Source organism: Psychrobacter sp. NPDC077938, assembly GCF_044542635.1.
Taxonomy (GTDB): Bacteria; Pseudomonadota; Gammaproteobacteria; order Pseudomonadales; family Moraxellaceae; genus Psychrobacter.
Genome location: NZ_JBITUW010000013.1, coordinates 1 through 2,325, shown reverse-complemented (window position 1 = coordinate 2,325; position 2,325 = coordinate 1). Strand labels below are relative to the sequence as shown.

3 protein-coding genes are annotated in these 2,325 nt (G+C 32.7%); all 3 read left to right on the top strand.

Going from position 1 to position 2,325, the window contains the following annotated elements:
• The coding region (locus tag ACIGBM_RS13460; RefSeq protein ID WP_397478081.1) for a hypothetical protein at window positions 1-360 on the top strand (360 nt) is incomplete at its 5' end.
• Window positions 361-1,230: 870 nt separating this feature from the next.
• A complete protein-coding gene (locus tag ACIGBM_RS13455; protein ID WP_397478080.1) occupies window positions 1,231-2,202 on the top strand; it encodes a replication initiation protein in 972 nt (323 codons plus the stop codon).
• The coding region (locus ACIGBM_RS13450) for a helix-turn-helix domain-containing protein (RefSeq protein ID WP_397478082.1) at window positions 2,189-2,325 on the top strand (137 nt) is incomplete at its 3' end. The genes ACIGBM_RS13455 and ACIGBM_RS13450, both read left to right, overlap by 14 nt.

Genomic DNA, 2,325 nt, shown 5'->3' with positions numbered 1-2,325 from the left:
GCGGAAATACTAGAGGTGTCAGACAGAACTGTCCGCAGGTATCTAAACAGCTTTTTTACTAGCGAGAATAATGCCTTTAGTATATCTCAAAAAATGGTTGATGTGCTAAAAAATGAACATCTGCGGACAGATTCGGACATAGTTGTCCAAGAGTTTACTCAATCAGAGTATGACGAGTTTTATAAACGCTTATCAGAATACCCAATATTAAAGGATTACATTAAAACTATTTTGAACGAATTAGAATACCACAAAAAGTCTGCTGAAAGTCAAAATAGACAACTCGAAAATGTACTTCTTTCTCTAAGAGAAAGAAATCTCTTAGAAGCAAAAAGTAAGGGATTCGATAAAGAAAACTAAGGGGGAAAAAATCTTAATTCTTTTTTACAAAACAAGAAAAAAACGACTCTGGAGTGTTCCCCTGAAAATTTATTTTCAGCAAGGTTTAAAACATCGTTTTAAAGTTTAGAGGGTACTCTAAACACACCTTGCTAAAAAAACAAATATATTACTCTTTTAAAAATATAAGCCCCTCCCCCACTAAGATTTGCGCCTCTTTTTTCCCTTTTGTTTTTTTCCTGCAGGAAGTTTTATTATAAGCATTTTATATTCCATAATAACATCTAAAATGTCCTTTGCTAATTCTACTATTTGTTGTATTTCTTCCATTGTTTTTGGTTTTATATTTTATTTATGGTTTTACTATAAATACATGTGGAATACAAAAGTTCAATTTTTATGAATTTTAAAATAGGACACGTTTCGGCTAACTCATTTTAAGCCGTTTTAAGAGCTTTATTTTTCCAGCTCACCAAATGGGTGTAAAAATAAATATCTATCATATACCGGCTTAAAAACGGCTTAAAAATACTTAATTCCGGGCCCTGGTTTACTTTATACCGATTCCATTTTCTTTTTCAAAATCAAACGGAGCTCGAGGTGGTAACCTCGAAAACAGCTTACTCAAAATAGCTGAAATTTTTACTAAAAAAATTTCCCTTAAAAACTCTTTTTTTTAGAGTAATTATATGCCGTTTTTACCTTTAAGGTTTTTAGTAAGTTTTAGTACCTTTTTTAAGGCTTGGGAGTTCCAGTGTTTACAGGCCTTCCGAAAGGCTAGGGAAAGTTTTTGCATACGAAAGGAAAGTTTTTGCATACGAAAGGAAAGTTTTTGCATACGTTTTAATAGTATGCTTTGGAAAGCATTATATTTTTTACTTTCTTTGAGATATGAAAGAAACTGTTTTAGTCCAGGATAATAGAATTACGACTGCTCGTTATGAACTTAGTCTTTTAGAGAAACGTATAATGTATCTTTTGCTTCGGGAAGTTAGGAATAGATTTGTGGTGAATAAATCAGGAAGCACTACATTATTCAATGATTTAATAGTAAGAACATCTTCTGCTGCGCTTCGTAAAGACTTGAATGAAACAAATACCGATAAAATCAAGAAGGCTTTGAAAAGTATGCGTTTGCGCTCTTTTGAATGGCAGAACGAATATCCAGAGGATCATGAGCTTCACGAATGGTTTGAAGTAGGCTTTATTAATTACGGTAATTGGAAACGCGGAGGAGAAATTGAATTTCAAGTTTCGCATATGATTTTACCTTTTTTTGTAGAACTTACTAGTAGATTTACTGAATACAGCTCTTTAGTCGCTATGAGTTTAAAGAGTAAATGGTCGCAACGATTTTACGAGTACTGCTGCCAGTGGCGACAAGCAGGAGGGTTTAATATAACCATTACTGATTTACGATCTCAGCTCGTACTTGAGAGTAAATATGTGAAATATGCAACTCTCAAAAAGAACGTTCTAGAAGTAGCTTATAAAGAACTAAAAGAACTGTACAACAAAGGTCAATCTGATGTTTATTTTGAATATTCAGAGTTTAAAAAAGGTCGTTCTGTGGAGTCTTTACGTTTTAAAGTAATATCAAAAGCAAAAGGCACTGAACACCTATCAAACGATGATATTGATTATATTGTCAGAACAGAATTACATCGAATATTTGACACGAAAAGAAAGCCGAAAAACAACGAATTTGTAGGTAAAACAATGACTGCTTTAAGGCTTGATTTAGACAAAATGAAGCATTGTTATAAGCGATTAGAAACTACCGTTAAGAAAATGCCTAAAGAAGAGCAACCAAAGTATCTGAGATATATTATTAATGAAGATTACTTAAATGAAAATGAGTAAAGAACGTGTCTATACAACTAGAGAAGTTGCGGAAATACTAGAGGTGTCAGACAGAACTGTCCGCAGGTATCTAAACAGCTTTTTTACTAGCGAGAATAATGCCTTTAGTATATCTCAAAAAAT

Coding starts and splice junctions, on each gene's coding strand:
- ACIGBM_RS13455 (WP_397478080.1), top strand. CDS start 1,231: ATGAAAGAAACTGTTTTAGTCCAGGATAATAGAATTACGACTGCTCGT.